This window comes from Anaerobacillus alkalilacustris (assembly GCF_001866005.1).
GTDB classification, from domain to species: Bacteria; Bacillota; Bacilli; order Bacillales; family Anaerobacillaceae; genus Anaerobacillus; species Anaerobacillus alkalilacustris.
In genome coordinates this window covers 1-15,179 of sequence record NZ_MLQR01000045.1, presented here as the reverse complement: position 1 = coordinate 15,179, position 15,179 = coordinate 1, and the positions used below count along the sequence as shown (strand labels likewise).

16 protein-coding genes, 1 pseudogene and 2 riboswitches are annotated in these 15,179 nt (G+C 33.6%); of the genes and pseudogenes, 15 read left to right on the top strand and 2 right to left on the bottom strand.

Annotation, left to right across the window (positions count from 1 at the left end; all coding sequences use genetic code 11):
* Positions 1-100 precede the first annotated feature (100 nt).
* Together BKP37_RS16725 and BKP37_RS16720 are read left to right on the top strand one after the other, a co-directional pair.
* Positions 101-2,020 (top strand): NAD(P)/FAD-dependent oxidoreductase, encoded by a 1,920-nt coding sequence (locus BKP37_RS16725; protein WP_071310773.1) that lies wholly within the window; start codon positions 101-103, stop codon positions 2,018-2,020.
* 201 nt (positions 2,021-2,221) lie between these two features.
* Positions 2,222-2,746, top strand: coding sequence for a CBO0543 family protein (locus tag BKP37_RS16720; RefSeq protein ID WP_071310772.1), 525 nt, complete (start codon positions 2,222-2,224; stop codon positions 2,744-2,746).
* Positions 2,747-2,788: 42 nt separating this feature from the next.
* Here the strand turns inward: BKP37_RS16720 and BKP37_RS16715 are convergent, their stop codons facing one another.
* Complete coding sequence (locus tag BKP37_RS16715; protein WP_071310771.1) at positions 2,789-3,127, bottom strand: DUF192 domain-containing protein; 339 nt, start codon at positions 3,125-3,127, stop codon at positions 2,789-2,791.
* A 201-nt stretch (positions 3,128-3,328) separates the two neighbouring features.
* Positions 3,329-3,415, top strand: a riboswitch (cyclic di-GMP riboswitch).
* Between the two features lie 78 nt (positions 3,416-3,493).
* Here BKP37_RS16715 and BKP37_RS19780 point away from each other — a divergent pair.
* The 13 genes from BKP37_RS19780 to pckA all read left to right on the top strand — a co-directional run bounded on the left by BKP37_RS19780 (position 3,494) and on the right by pckA (position 14,601).
* Positions 3,494-3,661 (top strand): Flp family type IVb pilin, encoded by a 168-nt coding sequence (locus BKP37_RS19780; protein WP_139193168.1) that lies wholly within the window; start codon positions 3,494-3,496, stop codon positions 3,659-3,661.
* Positions 3,662-3,686: 25 nt separating this feature from the next.
* A riboswitch (cyclic di-GMP riboswitch) is annotated at positions 3,687-3,773 on the top strand.
* A 149-nt stretch (positions 3,774-3,922) separates the two neighbouring features.
* On the top strand, positions 3,923-4,096 hold the full coding sequence (locus BKP37_RS19775; protein WP_139193167.1) for a Flp family type IVb pilin: 174 nt from the start codon (positions 3,923-3,925) through the stop codon (positions 4,094-4,096).
* Between the two features lie 168 nt (positions 4,097-4,264).
* Positions 4,265-4,756, top strand: coding sequence for an A24 family peptidase (locus BKP37_RS16710; RefSeq protein WP_071310770.1), 492 nt, complete (start codon positions 4,265-4,267; stop codon positions 4,754-4,756).
* Complete coding sequence (locus tag BKP37_RS16705; protein WP_169823171.1) at positions 4,753-5,136, top strand: TadE family protein; 384 nt, start codon at positions 4,753-4,755, stop codon at positions 5,134-5,136. Before BKP37_RS16710 ends, BKP37_RS16705 begins: the two co-directional genes overlap by 4 nt.
* A gap of 4 nt (positions 5,137-5,140) precedes the next feature.
* Positions 5,141-6,046, top strand: coding sequence for a pilus assembly protein TadG-related protein (locus BKP37_RS16700; RefSeq protein WP_071310768.1), 906 nt, complete (start codon positions 5,141-5,143; stop codon positions 6,044-6,046).
* Positions 6,047-6,130: 84 nt separating this feature from the next.
* On the top strand, positions 6,131-6,688 hold the full coding sequence (cpaB, locus tag BKP37_RS16695) for a Flp pilus assembly protein CpaB (protein WP_071310767.1): 558 nt from the start codon (positions 6,131-6,133) through the stop codon (positions 6,686-6,688).
* On the top strand, positions 6,685-7,881 hold the full coding sequence (locus BKP37_RS16690; protein WP_071310766.1) for a CpaE/TadZ family protein: 1,197 nt from the start codon (positions 6,685-6,687) through the stop codon (positions 7,879-7,881). The genes cpaB and BKP37_RS16690 overlap by 4 nt, the downstream gene beginning before the upstream one ends.
* A 12-nt stretch (positions 7,882-7,893) precedes the next feature.
* Positions 7,894-9,249, top strand: coding sequence for a TadA family conjugal transfer-associated ATPase (locus BKP37_RS16685; protein WP_071310765.1), 1,356 nt, complete (start codon positions 7,894-7,896; stop codon positions 9,247-9,249).
* A gap of 72 nt (positions 9,250-9,321) precedes the next feature.
* A complete protein-coding gene (locus BKP37_RS16680; protein ID WP_071310764.1) occupies positions 9,322-10,284 on the top strand; it encodes a type II secretion system F family protein in 963 nt (320 codons plus the stop codon).
* Between the two features lie 96 nt (positions 10,285-10,380).
* Entirely contained in the window at positions 10,381-11,214 is an 834-nt protein-coding gene (locus tag BKP37_RS16675; RefSeq protein ID WP_169823170.1) for a type II secretion system F family protein, read from the top strand.
* A gap of 188 nt (positions 11,215-11,402) precedes the next feature.
* Positions 11,403-11,855: a DUF4352 domain-containing protein gene (locus BKP37_RS16670; protein ID WP_169823169.1), complete on the top strand. Its 453-nt coding sequence runs from the start codon at positions 11,403-11,405 to the stop codon at positions 11,853-11,855.
* Between the two features lie 175 nt (positions 11,856-12,030).
* Positions 12,031-12,615, top strand: coding sequence for a class I SAM-dependent methyltransferase (locus BKP37_RS16665; protein WP_071310761.1), 585 nt, complete (start codon positions 12,031-12,033; stop codon positions 12,613-12,615).
* Between the two features lie 414 nt (positions 12,616-13,029).
* Positions 13,030-14,601, top strand: a complete 1,572-nt coding sequence (gene pckA / locus BKP37_RS16660; RefSeq protein WP_071310760.1) for a phosphoenolpyruvate carboxykinase (ATP) — start codon at positions 13,030-13,032, stop codon at positions 14,599-14,601.
* Positions 14,602-14,995: 394 nt separating this feature from the next.
* On the opposite strand, the pseudogene BKP37_RS19460 reads toward pckA, so the two are convergent.
* Positions 14,996-15,179: pseudogene (locus BKP37_RS19460) on the bottom strand (ATP-binding protein); the annotation flags it as partial.

Below are 15,179 nucleotides of genomic sequence, written 5' to 3'. Positions count from 1 at the left end.
TTGCACAATTAGAATTGGTTAAATTATGAAAAATGACATTGTGAAACGTTTAACAAGTTAATATAATCGAAGTAAATAAAGATTGAGGGAGGGTTTTGTCATGTTGAAGATGTTAAGTAAAGCGAATATCGGTAAGATGAATTTACGGAATCGTGTATTTATGGCACCAATGGGAACGACTACAGATCCTGATGGTGGGTATTCTGATCGAAATATTCATTATTTCACCGCTCGTGCAAAAGGTGGAATAGGCCTCATCATTACTGGTGCAAATACAATAACTGATAAATATGAACCTCGTCCATGTCATCTCCTTGACCATTTCAATAAAGTTGGCCGATTAAATCTTTTAATAGAACGTGCGCATCAATATGGTGCAAAAGTATGTGTTCAATTAAGTCCTGGTTTAGGGCGCGTTTCATTTGTGGATCCATTTACACCACCATACGCACCAAGTCCAGTTCCCGCTTTTTGGTTTCCATCTTTAACATGTAAGCCATTTACTATTGAAGATATTCAATATCTAATAAAGGCTTTTGGATATTCAGCAAGCCTAGCCAAGCAAGCAGGTGCAGATGCTATTGAAATTCATGGTTATGGAGGTTATCTGATAGATCAATTCCACTCAACTTTATGGAACAAACGAACGGATGAATATGGTGGAGATTTAGAAGGAAGAACACGTTTTAGTCGTGAGTTAATAGCGGAAGTTCAAAAAACATGTGGAAAAGATTTTCCGATCATATTTAAATTTACTCCATATCATGGTGTAGAAGATGGACGTGAACTTGAAGAAGGTATTGAAATAGCAAAGATATTAGAGAACGCGGGTGTGGCGGCACTTCATGTAGATAAAGGCTGTTATGAAGCATGGTATCATGCAATCTCAACGGTTTATGAAGAAAAAGGCGCCCAAATTAACCTTGCTCAAGCTATTAAAAAAGCAGTAAAAATACCGGTTCTCGCACAAGGAAAGTTAAGTGAACCAGCTTTTGCAGAGCAAGTATTACAAGAAGGGAAGGCAGACTTTGTTGGACTTGGTCATCAACTACTAGCTGATCCTGAATGGGTAAATAAGGTCGCTGATGGAAAAATTGATGATATCATTCCTTGTATTGGATGTAATGAATGTCTCTTAGGTGGGTTCTCAGGTAAAAACACAACCTGTGCAATTAACCCAACGTGTGGTTATGTAAGCGAATACAATCTTAAGGAAGCGAAAAAAACAAAATCAATTTTAGTCGTTGGTGGTGGACCAGGAGGAATGACCGCAGCGATATCTGCTGCAAAACGAGGTTTTAAGGTAGAGCTTTGGGAGAAAAAAGACCATTTAGGGGGGAACCTACTTGCAGCTGGTGCGCCATCATTTAAAAAAGATGTTATAAAATATACTGATTATTTAAAAACACAAGTAAGTAAGCACCCAATTAATTTAAAATTACTTAAAGAAGGGTCAGTTACTGATATCATCAATCGAAAAGATGACCTTGTTATACTTGCTCTAGGGGCGAAAGAAGCAACACCACCTATTCCTGGGATTGATAAGGCCCATGTTAAGTATGCAAATAATGTATTACTTGGTAAAGAAATAACTGGTGATGAAGTAGTAGTCATTGGTGGCGGTTTAGTTGGTTGTGAAACAGCCCTTTTCTTAAAACAACAAGGGAAGGAAGTAACCATAGTTGAGATTCTTGATGATATTTTACAAGGAGATAGTCATTCATTAAATAATAAGATGAAGCTAAGAGCCTTACTAAAAGAAAGTGGTATTTATATTATGACAAAAACAAAAGTTGAGTCTATTTGCTATACAAACGTAACTTTGCTAACAGATGGAAAGGAACAAATGTATGATTGTGATTCAGTTGTCATTGCTACAGGATACCTTCCAGAGAGTGAATTAATAAAGGAATTAGAGGATACAGTTCCAATAGCTTCAGTAGGAGACTGTGTTAAACCAGGAAAAATTTTAAATGCTGTACACGATGCCTTTCATGCAATTCGTCTTCAAAATGCATAAAGTTACAACCTGTAAATAAAAGAAGTATGCCTCATTCTTCTTGAAGCGTACTTCTTTTTGTGTGTTATATGGATTGCATTTACCTTTTTACTAAAGATGGATACATAGTTCAGAAGTCATGTTTTTTAGTTAGATTAATGAATATTTTTCTTGATTAGTTTTAAAATAAAATTATTAATTCAAGTAAAGAGGAGTGCAAACATGGATCGGAAAATTTTAAGATTCCTACTATTATTAGGACTCGGGCTACTGCCTACTATTTTCTTGAAAAAGAAAAATATAAAGGATTGGGTTATTTCATTTTTACTAAATTCCTATTTTGTCACTTATATCGACTCACTTATGGTGAAAACAAAAAGAATTTCCTATCCGGCCCGGTTTTTACCAAAGTCTTTTGAAACGAGCGTGATTTATGATTATTTACTCTGCCCATTAGTTTGCGTTTGGTTTAATCAAGTTAGTTACAAAAAAAATATAAAAACAATCTTACTTCAAGCATTACTCTTTACGGTGCCAGCTTGCGGACTTGAATATTGGTTTGAAAAATATACTAATTTAGTTAAATATAATAAATGGTCAATTATTCGCACATTTTTTTCGTTGTTTATCATTAAACTGCTAGTTAGAGGATTAGTTGAATGTTTTAGAATATTTGAAGACTCTGAAAAAAATATGCATGAGAAACAAAAAACGTTTAACGATAATCTAGTTATCGTCAATAAATAAATGATCTCTTATCAGAGATCATTTTTTCATAGAAGGGTATCATTATATCTCAATAAATGCGCCAAGTTGTATGGAGTATTTCGATATAGTCCCATTAGGCAATTCCAGGGCTGATACGGCATGCTTAATAGGAAAAATAACTGACCAAGGTTTTACATTTTCTTTAATAAAAATAATTTGATTTTTATCGTTCAAAAAAACAACATCTATGGAGAAATTCATAAAAAACATGTGAATGGAATTGCAAGGTGACAGTAATATGCCTTCTTTAACAATGGGTTTCATACGAAACATTAAACCTTTTAATCTTTTAAGAAATGTATTGTATTGAAAAATTTTGATAGGAATATGTTGCACAGAATTTTCTAGGATTAACTTCATGAAAACCACATCCTTTTCTGCTAGTAACGTAATTGTTTATAAATCGAACGTTATAATTATTTTAAAATAATATACCAACATTATCTAAAATATGAACTATTTTGTCATTGTTGACTAGGTAAATTCCGTGCTACTATGACATTACAGCGACGAGATAACCTAAACAAATTGTTTAAGAATTTTTCGTTTGTTGCTTTCACATTATGTTAAGGGCAAACTAAAGGAAACTTTAGGACGCAAAGCTATAGGGGCTTCATCGAAGTTGCGATATGCTAGCCAGTTACCGAAAATAGTGATCACTAAGTACTATTCTTCGGATCGATATTATTTATACAAAAATACTATTTGAAGGGTGGTCACAAAAAGATGAACAAATTTATTAAATTTCTTAAAGAAGAAGAAGGTCAAGGAATGACTGAATATGGCTTAATTTTAGGTGTTATTGCGATTGGAGCGATTGCAGCATTCACATTATTCGGTGATTCTTTAATTGAAAAAATTAATGAAGTTGCAGAAACAGTATTTTCAAACTAAATTTAATTTATATATGTGACTTTTTAAATAAAAAAGGCAAACCATAGGAAACTTTGGGACGCAAAGCTATAGGGACTTCATCGATGTTGCGATAGGTCAGCCAGTTACCGAAAATAGTGATTTCTACTATTATTCTTCGGGTGTAGTATTTTTTTTTGATCGAAAAGTTTAAAATTTTGTACCTGTTATGATGTCTAACCAAGGTGCTGTGCGCATTTCTTATGTAATCAAATAAAAACTAATAAAGGATGGATACAAATTATGTTAAATAAATTCATGAAATTTTTTAAAGAAGAAGAAGGACAAGGGATGACTGAATACGGCTTAATCTTAGGTGTCATTGCAATTGGAGCGATTGCAGCATTCACATTATTCGGTGATTCTTTAATTGAAAAAATTAATGAAGTTAGAGGTTCAATCTTTTCAACTGAATAATTACAACATATCCTAGCGTAGTTCCTAAAATCCTACTTTCTTTTAAACAAAGAAAGTAGGATTTTTTTTACACCGTACAAATAAGATAGTAAATAAAACAAATACTAATTTATAAGGACTAATTTTGGTGAACACCCCTATCGATTAAAGAATTTGAGGTGATAGGAAATGACATTTGTCGTTTTACTGATTACGTTAGCGATTTCATTTATTACTGATATAAAAAGTAGAAAAATATTCAATATTGTTACGTTTCCATCCATGTTTATAGGAATTATTTTTAACACCATTACATTTGGATGGGAAGGGTTGTTTTTTAGCATTTTAGGTTTATTAACCGGGTTTGGGTTGTTAGTCATCCCTTATGCGTTAGGTGGAATAGCTGCGGGCGATGTTAAGCTATTAATGGCTATTGGCGCCTTACAAGGGAGTTCCTTTGTTTTTGGTTCCTTTTTATATATAACCATAATTGGTGGTGTCATTGCTCTTGTACTATTAATAATGCAAGGAGAATTGCGAAATACAATTAAACGTATTTTTACAACAGCTCAGTTAAAAACTTTAAATGGTCTAAATAAAAATGAATTACATCATGCATTTCCATATGGTGTTGCCATTGTTTTAGGAACAATATGTTATACGGGAGTGATTTACTTTTGATTAGATCACAAAAAGGACAAGCTACCGTTGAATTAGCGATTACATTAACCATTCTAGTTTTTCTCATATTTATCATTATTGATTTCGGCCGTATTTTTCATGCTTATCTTACCCTAGAACATGCAGGGCGAGAAGGGGCTAGGGTTGCAAGTGTAGGGGGGACAGATACAGACGTTATTCAAAGGGTAAAAGAGTCTGCCCCATCACTTAACACGAACCAAATTACGATTTCTCAAATACCTTCAAAAGTAGGACGAACGAGAGGAACATACGTAACCATTGACTTGGCCTATCCAATTACGCTCTCCGTCCCGTTATTAAAGACAGTATTACCCGATCCCGTTGTATTAAATGCTAAAACAGTAATGAGAGTGGAATGAAGAAATGAAAACATTTTTAAAAGAAGAATCTGGATCTGTTATTATTTTAGTTGTTTTATGTATGACCGTCTTTATTGGAAGTATAGCTTTCGTTATTGATATGGGATCCTTATATCTTGAGAAAAATCGCCTTCAAAAAATTGTTGATGCCGCTGCTTTAGCTGGAGCACAAGAGCTTCCAAGCAGTGAAACAAAGGCACGTCAAGAAGTGTATAAAACTATCGAATTAAATGATGACGATCTTAAACAGTTTACAACCTCGATTAATAGTGATTCTACGTTAATTGAAGTAAGTGGTGAAAAACAGGGGACACTATTTTTTGCAAAAGTACTTGGTTTAAGAGAACCAACGATAAAAGCTAGCGCTGTCGTTCAACTCCAACCACTTACGACAGGGAAGGGGTCAATTCCTTTAGGAGTACAACCATCAATGAATTTATCATTTGGAAGTCTTCAAACGTTAAAGGTAAGTGACTCCGCATATGGTCATTTTGGTGCCATTGCATTAACGGGCCCAGGAGCTAAAGATTATGAAACTGATTTAAAAAATGGTTATGAATTTGATTTAACGGTAGGCATAACTCTAAATACACAAACAGGACAATTAGCAGGTCCTACGAGACGGGCTGTTTTGGATCGAATTTCTCGTTGCCCAAATGCAACGTATTTAAATTATCCGCCAAATTGCTCAAGAGTTGTACTTATTCCGATCTACGAACCAGTACAAACCGATCAAAAGCAAATTAAACAAGTCAAAGTTGTTGGATTTGGTTCGTTCTTTCTTGAAGACGTAGCAACAACTAGCGAAGGTGCTGAAGTAACTGGACGTTTTATTCAATTTAGTCAGTTAGGTACTTCGTCTCCTAATCAAGTCAATTATGGTACATTCGGTTTTAAACTTGTTCAATAAAACAAAGGATTATATCCGATATTTTCAACAGTAATTTTCAACCACCGGGCGAAAGGCATCTTTAAAAGATTAAAGGAGATGGAAATGAATACAAAAAAAATATGGATATTAGCGATTTTTTTTGGGTTGTTAATGTCAATACTCGTTTATACATTAACATCAAGTAACGGGAATGCTAATCAAACATTAAATGAACCACAATTAAACGAACAAGAGATAAACGATCAAGAAGACTTGGGAATGACAGAAAAATTTTTTTTTGAAATTCAGCCAGGAAAAAGAGCCATTTCAATTGCAGTCAATGAAGTGCAAAGCGTTTCTAGATTTGTAAAACCGGGTTCTTATGTTGATGTAGTTGCCATTTTGCCTTTTCCTATTGGTGAACATACATCAGCTCGAATTTTACTTGATGATATTAAAGTGTTAGCAGTTGGCAAAACGTTTCAAATAGAGAATGATGAAAGAAATGAAGTATACGAAATGGTGACACTAGAAGTAACGCCGGAAGAAGGAACTGCACTAGCGTTTGCAAAAGAAATTGGTGTAGTCACGCTTATGTTGAGGGGAGCGGACGAACAGGAGACATCTATTCGTACTAAGATTTCATTTGAGGATTTAGTAAAAGGAAAGATGCAAAGATGAGAATGAATTATTTGATTCTTTCAGAAAAAAAAATGTATTCAACTGCCATAAAAATGATGTTAGATGATTTGAAAAAAAATAATAAGATTTATGAAATTTTTTCTGATCTTAAAGCTGATCTATTTAACTCTAAAGCAAATATTGTTGTAATCGGACCAAATTCGTTACAAAATCCATATGAAATTTGCCAAGAAATAACGAGGAGCTTTCCATTAACAGCGGTATTATTATTGTTAAACAGCGAAGATATTGATTATAAAAAAGGCATGTATTCAGGTGCGGTTGATGTACTCGATATTGAAAGTGACGAACAAGAAGTTATCGATTCATTAAAAAAGGCTGAGACCGTCGTTACTCTTAAAATAGATGCAGACATTGATGAGGATGAAAAAAATAATGCAAAAATCATTACAGTTTGTAGTACAAAAGGTGGAGTTGGTAAAACCACTTTAAGTGTGAATATGGCTGTTGCTTTTAATAAGCATAATTTGAAGGTTGTAGTTATCGACTTGGACTTACAATTTGGTGATGCAGCACTACTTTTTGATCAGCAACCAACTCATACCATTTACGATTGGGTGAAAAGATCTTACGAAAATGGGGATAAATCATATCAAAGCTTTGTAACAAAGGACAAATTCGGAATTGATATTTTAGCGGCACCTGCTCTCCCTGAATTTGCAGAATTAATTACAGGAGAACATATCACATATCTGTTAGAAAAGATGAAAAAAGATTATGATGTGATCATCGTTGATACACCAGCAGCATTTGTTGAAACAAGTTTAGTTGCTTTAGAATCATCAGACGTCATTTTACTTATTGCATCATTAGATTTACCTACGTTAAAAAATGGAAAGTTAGCGATAGAAACGTTAAATTTATTGGGGTTAAAAGAAAAAATTTACGTGATATTAAATCGTGATTCTGAAATGGCAGGTATGACCAGAAGTTTAGTTGAAGAGGTTTTGGAAATGAAAATATTTGGGAGAATTCCGAGTGATTATCATACCGTAATATCTTCGATTAATAAAGGTGAGCCATTTGTAGATATGGCTACTAGAACGCCTATCGCAAAAGCAGTGATGAAAATATCTGATCAATTATTGCAGGAAGGACAAGAAGAAGTAGAAGTAAATAGGAAAGCGAAGAAGAAAAATAAGTTATTTTTTTTTCAAAGAAATAAAAAATAGGGGGAGTGTCATTTGTCATTATTAAAACGATTAAATGAAAAAAATATCGCTGCTTCCTCAACTGATCGTAAACAAGATCATCACCAGTCTCAAACTCGAGAAGGGAGTAAATCAAAGGAAACAGAGTTAAAAGTTTCGTTACAAAATCATTTAATTTCAGAATTAAAAAAGAAGCCAGACCTTACAGACAATGGACAAAAAGAGTTAATTGAATTAGAAGCAATGAAGTATATAAATGAAAAAAACGATCGGTTATCGTTTGAAGCAAAAAAAGAATTAATCGAAATAGTTTCTCACGAACTCATTGGCTATGGACCTATTACAGCTCTATTAAATGAATCTGATGTGTCGGAAATAATGGTCAATGGGCCAGATCAAATTTACGTCGAAAGAAATGGAAAACTTATGTTAAGTGATCACTATTTTCGGGACAATGAACACGTACTACAAGTGATTGAAAAAATTGTTTCACCATTAGGTAGGAGAATAGATGAGAGTAGTCCGATGGTTGATGCTAGACTTCCTGATGGATCTAGAGTGAATGCGATTATTCCACCCCTATCGTTAGTAGGACCAGTGATTACCATTCGGAAATTTCCGCAAAATCGCTTGCAAATTTCAGACTTAATAAATTTCAACTCATTAACAGAACATATGTCACAATTTCTTGATGCGTGTGTAAAAGCACGGCTTAACATATTTATTAGCGGGGGTACGGGTAGTGGTAAAACAAGTTTATTAAACATTTTATCTTCCTTCATCCCACATGATGAAAGGATCGTCACGATCGAGGATGCTGCTGAACTACAGTTATTACAAGACCACGTCGTTTCTTTAGAAACAAGACCACCGAATGTTGAAGGAAAAGGAGCCGTTTCGATTCGAGATTTAGTAAAAAATTCGTTAAGAATGAGACCAGACCGGATTGTGATTGGAGAGGTTCGTGGTGGTGAAGCGTTGGATATGCTTCAAGCCATGAATACCGGACATGATGGTTCACTAGCTACGGGACATTCTAATTCTCCTCGAGAAATGTTATCTCGACTAGAAACGATGGTATTAATGGCAGGTATGGATCTTCCAATTCGAGCGATTAGGGAACAAATGGCTGGTGCTGTTGATCTCATAATCCAACAGTCCCGATTAAAAGATGGAAGTCGTAAAGTCATTAATATTACCGAAGTGATCGGTATGGAGGGTGAAACGATCGTTTTACAGGATCTATTTGTTTTTCGTCAAACCGGTACAACTGCTGAGGGAAAAGTAATTGGACAACATACATCTACCGGCATTCGACCTTATTGTTCTGATAAATTAGAGCAGTATGGATTTGAGTTACCTGCGACCTTTTTTGTAGAAAAAAGTTAATAAAAAATTGTAATCAAAAAGGCTTAAATATGAGCAATAGTCTTTTGTTTTCTTATTGGGGGGATCATTTTCATGTTCATTTTTATTTTTATTCTCTCTACTTTATCTTTTGCGTTGACTACTATTTATTATCGGAATAAAAAGCAAAAGGTTCAAAAAAGAATTAATCGATTTATCCCACGATCTTCAAAAGTATCTCAAGAAAAAGAAGTGGAAGTACCATCAGTCAAACCGACGGTGTTCAAAGAATTCATAACAACAATCGCTAAAAATATTAAAGCTTCAGAAACGAAACAAAATAAATGGAAAATTGAGTTAGAAAGTGCCGATATTCCCTTAAAAGTGGAAGAATTTATGACTATAAGAATAGTCCTTTTCTCAATTATGTTTATAGCCCTAATATTATCAGGTGTGAACGTACTATTATCAATCGTAATTGGATTAATCAGTTGGAAGCTCCCCACTATTTATGTAAAAAAGAAAAAAGAAGCAAGAGTATCAGATGCAGCGACATTATTGCCTCAAACATTAGAAACGATGGCGAGTGCAATGAAATCAGGCTTTAGCTTTCTACAAGCCATGCAATTAGTGTCAAGGGAAGTCCCTGCCCCAATAGGAATTGAGTTTGAACGAACGATTAAAGAAATTAATTTTGGTATACCGACAGAAACCGCATTTGCAAATTTACTGAAACGCCTTCCTAATAAAGATTTAGAAATAGCTGTTACAGCTGTCGTGATACAACGTTCAACAGGTGGAAATTTAGCTGCGATATTAGAAACGATCCATGAAACGATATCTGAGCGTGTGCGAATGAAAGATGAACTAAAGGCACTTACTTCTCAAGGGAGAATGTCTGCTTTAGTCATTACATTATTGCCGATTATTTTAGGTCTACTATTAAATGTAATGAATCCCGAGTATTTTAGTCCAATGTTCTCACATCCACTAGGATGGTTGTTATTGGCCGGTGGAACGATTTCAGGTATTTTGGGATGGATATTTATTCAAAAGGTCGTAACGATTGAGGTGTAGAATATGTTAATATTTAGTTTATGGCTTTTTTCTTTCTTGTTTTTTACATGCATTGGTTTTCTCTTCTTTAACCGACTGTATAAAAGTAAAATGATAATGCATAAAAGGGTTTCCTTATTAATAACACCGACACAAAAAGGTATAAAAGTAGATGAAACTTTAAGAAATAAAACGTTATCAGCAAGACTAATTCAACCTACAATATCAAAGATACGTGTTTTGGCTGTAAATAAAATGCCAAAACAAAAAATGGTTCAAATTGAAAAAAAACTTCAAGCAGCGGGGCATCCACTAGGAATGTCTGCAGGTGATTTTCTGTTAATCCAACTAACCTTACCGGTCGCTTTATTTATCGTATTTACGATATTATTAGCCCCTGCAACTGAAGAAACAGGAAAGGTCGTCCTATTATCTGGTATTGTTGCTTTTTTTTCTTATGGTTATATGAATTATTATTTAGTTGCAAAAAGTAACCAACGGACGAAGCAAATTGATAAAGCAATGCCTGACTTTTTTGATATGTTAAATGTTTCAATAGAAGCTGGTATGGGATTGGATGGCGCATTAAAAAAAGTGTGTTCTCAAATGGATTCACCACTTTCAAGAGAATTTTTATCGGCATTGGAGGATATGAAGCTCGGAAAATCAAGAAAACAAGCATTTATTGAGTTAAAAGAGCGAGTGCCTTCAGATTTTTTTAAAAGTGTAATGAGTTCAATGATCCAGGCTGATCAAATGGGAATAGGAATAAGTAAAGTATTAAGAGCTCAAACAAAGAGGATTAGAGAAAAGCAACGTTATAGTGCAAAAGAACAAGCTATGAAAGCCCCTGTTAAAATGCTTATTCCAATGGTTTTGTTTATCTTCCCTACATTGTTTATCGTTCTAATTGGCCCCGTCGTAGTAAATTTTATTACTCAATTTTTGTAAATCTTATTTAAATCTAAATAAAGATGAACTTCAATCAGTGGGGGTTTTACTGCCTCTTATAGAGTGGGATGAAATTTATTGTTGTAGGAAATTTAAAGAATAATTTTTCATAGTTTGTAGCAAAAAAGGGAAAATTTAAGTCAAAGGAGGTTGAAAATGAAAAACATCTTTTTTATCTAGTGTCTTTGTTGTTATTTTTTGTAATAAGCGCCTCACTCCCAATGGATGTTTATGCAACCATTACTACTAAAACGACAGAAGAAGAAAGCTCCGCTCGAATTCACAAAATAGGCGAAACAGCTAATGTTGGCGGATTAGATGTTACTGTTTTATCCTATACAGTAGCAGAAGATTATGGTGAAGGGCTAAGGTTAATCTTACACTTATCCATATTTAACCACTCAGAAGAGAAAATCGATGTTTTAACGAATAACATGAAGCTAATAGATCAACAAGGTAAACTTCAACCTAGAATTATTGTGGAAGGTGAAAAGGCTATTCCAACGATTACGATCAAACCAGCAGAAATGTATGATGAGAAAATTATTTTCGAAATCAATGATTTAGACATGTACAATTTTTCTGTAAGGAATCCATTTTATACAGGTGAGGCACATTGGACAATTGAACTTAATGACTAATATCAAAAAACTACCTTTTACTATTTATTTAAAAGGTAGTTTTTTGATATATTTTTTTGTACGATTAACATAAAAGATTTTTCAGATGGTAGTCTAAGAAAAACGAAGGTGTGCTTATGAATAGAATAAAGAAATTACCAAATTAATCAAAAAAACAGTAAATGGAGGAATTGTTTTGGATCCACGTAGTAAATGGAATAGCAAGTATAAAGACCGTTTAAGTAGTAATACGCAACAGGTTGCTCCAAATGAAAGGTTAAAAAATGTGTCCGACTATCTTACAGGTGGGAAAGGCCTAGATCTTGCCTGTGGCCTTGGAGCAAACAGTTTTTTTCTTGCTCAATTAGGCTATAACATACAAGCATTGGATATTTCGGAGGTAGCTACACAATATGTTAGAGAACAGGCGAGGGAAAAGCAACTTGATATAGTTGCTACTGCAATTGATCTAACTAATTTAAGTAAACTCAATTTTAAAAAGAATTTATTTGATCTAGTTATCATTACTTATTATCTTGATCGCGAAATTTTTCCATATGTTAAATCAATCATTAAAGATAATGGATACTTTTTTATGGAAACATTTTATTTATCAGAAGAAACAAAAGAAGTTGGAGTTTCTAATAAATACAAGCTACATCCTAATGAGTTACTATCTACCTTTACTGATTGGCAAGTTCTTTATTTTGAGGAAAATGAAAAAGAGGGACGACAAACAATACTAGTAAAAAAAAAGTCGATTTCAAATGACCTCGAATAAAGCTAAGTTATTTGATATGAGATTAATATCTTAAGTATGAAATGAGTAAAACTCTAATTCTATTTAGTCAAGAAAAGCGCAAGCGCCTTGGTCACGAGCTCGTAGGCTGCTTACGCTAGACAGTTTTCAAGTTAGAAATTTATAAATTCTTATACTGTAAAAAAACACAATTAGTTTCCTATAATCTAATTATGTAAACTACGTTTTCTAATAATAAAAAAAAATAGAATGATTATTTATCATTAGTAATTTTAAACATTCACTGAATGTACATTTACTTTCTCTAATAATTTTGTATAAATTGTGAAACGATTCACAAATACAAGTAGGTACAGCATATTATTAAAATGTAAAGTATTTAAGATTTAGCAGAATAGTACATGTTTATTATTTTATAAAAAGAGGTGGATGTTTATGGAAAAAAACAGTAACATCTCATTAGAAAAACTTTTAATAAATACTGAGGTCCATCGCAATTTATCTGTACCCCAACTTATAGAAGTCGCGATAAAAAGAGGAGAGGGAAAGCTTACTAACACTGGAGCCTTACGAGTTTCTACAGGAAAGTATACAGGACGTTCTCCCAAAGACAAATACATTGTAAAAGAACCTACTATAGAACAAAAAATTGCGTGGGGAGCTGTCAATCAGTCAATTGAAGAAGAAAAATTTGAAGCTCTTTTTGCAGATGTTCTGCAATATTTAAATGAAAAACAACTATTCGTGTTTGACGGCTTTGCGGGTGCTGATGACTTGTATTGTCTACCGATTACTGTTGTAAATGAGTATGCATGGCATAATTTATTTGCTCATCAGTTATTTATTCGCCCAACTGACGAGGAATTAAAACATCATAAAGCTCAATTTACAGTAGTATATGCACCAGGTTTTCGAGCCAAACCAGAAAAACACGGCACAAAAACAGAAACTTTTATTATTGTAAATTACAAAAAGAAAATGGTCTTGATTGGTGGTACTGAATATGCAGGTGAAATGAAAAAGTCAATTTTTAGTGTAATGAATACAATCTTACCAGATAATGACGTTCTACCAATGCACTGTTCAGCAAATATTGGGGAAAATAATGATGTAGCACTTTTCTTTGGTCTTTCTGGGACCGGAAAAACAACATTATCCGCCGACCCGAATCGCTATCTAATTGGAGATGATGAACACGGTTGGTGTGATGCTGGAATATTTAACTTTGAAGGTGGCTGTTATGCTAAGGCAATCCACCTTTCTATGGAAACTGAGCCAGAAATATATAAAAGTGTTCGTTTTGGCGCCATTCTTGAAAACGCTATTATTAATGAAAAAACAAGAGTACCAGATTATGATGATAATAGTTTAACTGAAAATACTCGTGTTGCTTACCCAATTAACCATATTGATAATGTAGTTATTCCAGGGTTAGCTGGGCACCCGAACGTAATAATATTCTTAACTGCAGATGCATTTGGAGTATTACCACCAATTTCTAGACTTACAAAAGAACAAGCAATGTACCATTTCCTTTCTGGCTACACTAGCAAACTTGCTGGAACAGAAAGAGGAGTAACAAAACCTCAAGCGACATTCTCTACATGTTTTGGCGCACCTTTCTTGCCTCTCTATCCAAGCGTTTATGCAAAACTACTAGGTGAAAAAATTGATAAATATAATACAACTGTTTACCTTGTTAATACCGGCTGGACTGGTGGGCCTTACGGAGTAGGAAAACGTATGAAATTAAGTTTTACACGAGCTATGATTACAGCAGCTTTAAAAGGAGAATTAGATAAATTTGCATTTAATCCGGACCCGATATTTGGGCTACTAATACCGGAGTTTTGCCCTGGTGTTCCTAGAGATGTATTAAATCCTCGCAACACGTGGCCAAATAAAGATGACTATGATCAACAAGCTAAAGATTTAGCTGATCGCTTTAAAAAGAACTTTGAGAAACTAGAAAGTAATGATCTAGGTATTAAATTGATGAAGTTTTAATAAGAATTTTAAATTCATAAAATATTAAATTAATAGTAGAAAAAGCATCTTCACCATAAACGTGAAGGTGCTTTTTACTTTTTCATATAATCCAGAATTTATAAATTTCTAACTTGGAAACTGTCTAGCTTTAGCTCGTGACCAAGGCGCTTGCGCTTTTCTTGTCTTAATTGTATATTTATTTGGCTCATAATGATTTGATTACTAATATTTTTCATCAAAATAATTTCAAATTCAAATTTAGAATGTCTATGTTTATTAATTTAAATGATAAATACATTTAGCCAGTCACTTTAATTTATCTCTATTTAAAAACAACGCTTCAACTTGTATTTGGCAAGTAAAAAATGTATGAAATGGCAATTAAAAATGCATGCCACTTGCCACCTATAAATTATTGATGCAATAAAGACTCTTTATAACGGAAACTATCACCTTTAAATACTAATAAATGCGAATGATGAATTAATCGGTCAATGACAGCCTCAGTTAGTATGGGATCACCAAAAACATGGTTCCACTGACCGAAATTGTAAGTTTGTTGTAATTACTATACTGGAATTTTCATAACACATTGA

What these genes read in the sequence shown, in the direction of transcription:
- BKP37_RS16690 (WP_071310766.1), top strand. Translation starts at nt 6,685, where the DNA reads ATGAGAATGAATTATTTGATTCTTTCAGAAAAAAAAATGTATTCAACT.
- BKP37_RS16715 (WP_071310771.1), bottom strand. Translation starts at nt 3,127, where the DNA reads ATGAAGTTAATCCTAGAAAATTCTGTGCAACATATTCCTATCAAAATT.
- BKP37_RS16680 (WP_071310764.1), top strand. Translation starts at nt 9,322, where the DNA reads ATGTTCATTTTTATTTTTATTCTCTCTACTTTATCTTTTGCGTTGACT.
- BKP37_RS16725 (WP_071310773.1), top strand. Translation starts at nt 101, where the DNA reads ATGTTGAAGATGTTAAGTAAAGCGAATATCGGTAAGATGAATTTACGG.
- BKP37_RS16710 (WP_071310770.1), top strand. Translation starts at nt 4,265, where the DNA reads ATGACATTTGTCGTTTTACTGATTACGTTAGCGATTTCATTTATTACT.
- BKP37_RS16700 (WP_071310768.1), top strand. Translation starts at nt 5,141, where the DNA reads ATGAAAACATTTTTAAAAGAAGAATCTGGATCTGTTATTATTTTAGTT.
- BKP37_RS16720 (WP_071310772.1), top strand. Translation starts at nt 2,222, where the DNA reads ATGGATCGGAAAATTTTAAGATTCCTACTATTATTAGGACTCGGGCTA.
- pckA (WP_071310760.1), top strand. Translation starts at nt 13,030, where the DNA reads ATGGAAAAAAACAGTAACATCTCATTAGAAAAACTTTTAATAAATACT.
- cpaB (WP_071310767.1), top strand. Translation starts at nt 6,131, where the DNA reads ATGAATACAAAAAAAATATGGATATTAGCGATTTTTTTTGGGTTGTTA.
- BKP37_RS16675 (WP_169823170.1), top strand. Translation starts at nt 10,381, where the DNA reads ATGCATAAAAGGGTTTCCTTATTAATAACACCGACACAAAAAGGTATA.
- BKP37_RS19780 (WP_139193168.1), top strand. Translation starts at nt 3,494, where the DNA reads ATGAACAAATTTATTAAATTTCTTAAAGAAGAAGAAGGTCAAGGAATG.
- BKP37_RS19775 (WP_139193167.1), top strand. Translation starts at nt 3,923, where the DNA reads ATGTTAAATAAATTCATGAAATTTTTTAAAGAAGAAGAAGGACAAGGG.